Below are 2,454 nucleotides of genomic sequence, written 5' to 3' on the forward strand. Positions count from 1 at the left end.
GGAACGGACGCTTCCTTTGTACTCACCCTCTCGGGCTTTCCTCCGGGCTTTCGTTCTGTGTTCTTGCGTTTCCGACTCTATCAGACTCTTTCGTGCCTGACCCCCAGTCAGCGGGGTTTGTCTTCGGGGCTGTTGGGCCCTTCCGACTCCCGAACTCTAGTGGATTTCCCCGGCGATTCATAATCGGCCTTCAGAAATGAATTCGGGCATGCCGAATTCGTTCCCAGTGGGAGATCGTGCTGAGTTGGGTGCCGCAACGAGGCGGCGGGATTCGTTGTCGCCAAAACCTTCCGGCTCTGGGACAACTCGAAGAACCTTACGGATCCCCGGGGGCCGTGTCAACTTGGGTGGTCAGCTGGGGGACTGCAGGTCCTCCACGCGGTCCAGCAGCCGGGTGAGCATGTCGCCGAGCACCCCGCGCTCCGCAGCGGAGAGGTCCTGGAGGAGGTCCTCCTCGAAGACCGTGGCCGAGCGCATCGCGTCCAGCCACTTGCTGCGGCCCTCATCGGTGAGCTCCACGATCACGCGGACCCGGTTGGACTCGTCGCGCTCACGGGTGACCAGTCCGTCCGACGTCATGCGGTCGATCCGGTGGGTCATCGCAGCCGGCGTGAGGCCCAGCTGCTTCGCGAGTTCGCTCGGGCCCATCCGGTACGGGGCTCCGGAGATGACGAGGGCCTTGAGGACCTCCCACTCCGCGTTGCTGATGCCCAGGGCCGCGGTCTGGCGTCCGTACGCGACGTTCATGCGGCGGTTCAGGCGGCTCAGTGCCGCCACCACCTTCTCGACCTGGGGGTCGAGGTCCTGGAACTCGCGCTGATAGACGGCGATCTGCTCATCGAGGCTCGGCTCGTGGACGGACGCGGTGCCGTCGGGGGTGTCACCCATGGGTCGAAGTATCGCACGAACCCGTTGGCGTCTAACTCCTTCGATGTGTAGAGTTAAGGATCGAAGTTTAGGTATGAAGTTCTGAAGTCTTCAGTCTTCGGCTCTCAAAGGCAGGTGAGAAGTGACCAAGGTGATGGGCGCTGCGATGCGGCGGATCCAGGCCGGGAACGCGCTGACCGCGTTCGGCATCGGTTTCACGGTTCCGTTCCTCTACATCTATGTGGCGCAGGTGCGAGGTCTGGGTTCCATGGCCGCCACGAGCGCGTTCGTGGCGTTCGCCCTCGGCGCCCTCGTCGCGTTGCCCCTCACCGGTCGGGTCATCGACCGACGTGGTCCGGTCCCCGTGGTCATCGGTGCGGCCGTCGCCGCCTCGGTGGGTGCGCTCTCCCTCGGGCTCTCCACCGGCATCGTGCCGATCCTGCTGTCGGCCCTGACGCTCGGCGCCGGGCAGGCCGTGATGCAGCCGGCGCTCGCCACGATGATCGTGTGGTGCTCCACGCCGTCCACCCGGACGCGTGCCTTCGCCCTGCAGTTCTTCATGCAGAACCTGGGCCTGGGCATCGGCGGTCTCATCGGCGGCCAGATCGTGGACGAGACCCGGCCCGGGAGTTTCACCCTGCTGTTCGGCATCGAGGCCGTGATGTTCCTGGTGCTGGCGGGGGTCATCGTCACCGTGCGCCTGCCCCGCGTACCGAGCATCAAGGACGCCGTACCGAAGGACCCGTCCCAGTCGGGCGGCGGCGCGTGGAAGCGGCTGCTGCGGCACAAGGCCATGGTGCAGCTGTGCGTCCTGGGCTTCGTGCTCTTCTTCGCCTGCTACGGACAGTTCGAATCGGGTCTGGCCGCCTTCGGTACCGAGGCCGCCGGGATCACCCCCTCGACGCTGGGCTTCGCGCTCGCCGCCAACACCGGTGCGATCGTGGTGGCGCAGTTCGTGGTGCTGAGGCTCGTCGAGAAGCGCCGCCGGTCCCGGGTGATCGCGCTGGTCGGGCTGATCTGGACCGTGGCGTGGGTCATCGCCGGGTTCTCGGGTCTGGGGCACGGCAGCGCGATGATGGCCGCCGCCGCGTTCGTCACCACGTACGCGCTCTTCGGCATCGGCGAGGCCATGCTGTCGCCGACGCTGGCGCCGCTGGTCGCCGACCTGGCTCCGGAGGGCTCCGTGGGCCAGTACAACTCGGCCTTCGCACTGGTCAAGCAGATGGCGCTGGCGCTGGGGCCGCTCGGAGTGCCGCTGGGTGCGGGCGTTCCGATGCTCTACATCGGGACGTTCCTGGTCGTGTCGCTCGGCATCGCCGGACTGGCGCTGCGGCTCGGCAAGCAGCTGAGCCCGGCGCAGGACAACCCGTCGTCGGTGAGCAGGGTCGTGGCGCAGGGTCCGACGGCCTCCGCGAAGGCCGTCGAGCCGGTGGCCGTGTAGAAGGCCCTGAAGAAGCGGAAGGGCCCCGGTCCCACGACCCCGGGCGTCCCCCCCTGCGGGGACAAAAACCGCCGGGGGCACAACCCCCACAACGCCCGGGCGCCCCCCCGCGTGGGGCGGCCGCCCCCCGGCCCGGCGCACGTAGC

At 67.8% G+C, this 2,454-nt stretch carries 2 protein-coding genes; one reads left to right on the top strand and one right to left on the bottom strand.

What is annotated here, in order from left to right:
- Positions 1-351 precede the first annotated feature (351 nt).
- Entirely contained in the window at positions 352-888 is a 537-nt protein-coding gene (locus ACFCZ1_RS38440; protein WP_376682905.1) for a MarR family winged helix-turn-helix transcriptional regulator, read from the bottom strand.
- A gap of 133 nt (positions 889-1,021) precedes the next feature.
- Between ACFCZ1_RS38440 and ACFCZ1_RS38445 the strand changes: the two genes are divergently transcribed.
- The gene (locus ACFCZ1_RS38445; protein WP_376682906.1) at positions 1,022-2,308 is read left to right on the top strand and encodes an MFS transporter; all 1,287 of its coding nucleotides are present in this window, start codon (positions 1,022-1,024) and stop codon (positions 2,306-2,308) included.
- The last annotated feature ends 146 nt before the right edge of the window (positions 2,309-2,454 follow it).

It is taken from the genome of Streptomyces sp. NPDC056224 (assembly GCF_042267665.1).
In the GTDB taxonomy this organism is placed as follows: Bacteria; Actinomycetota; Actinomycetes; order Streptomycetales; family Streptomycetaceae; genus Streptomyces.

What these genes read in the sequence shown, in the direction of transcription:
- ACFCZ1_RS38440 (WP_376682905.1), bottom strand. Translation starts at nt 888, where the DNA reads ATGGGTGACACCCCCGACGGCACCGCGTCCGTCCACGAGCCGAGCCTC.
- ACFCZ1_RS38445 (WP_376682906.1), top strand. Translation starts at nt 1,022, where the DNA reads ATGGGCGCTGCGATGCGGCGGATCCAGGCCGGGAACGCGCTGACCGCG.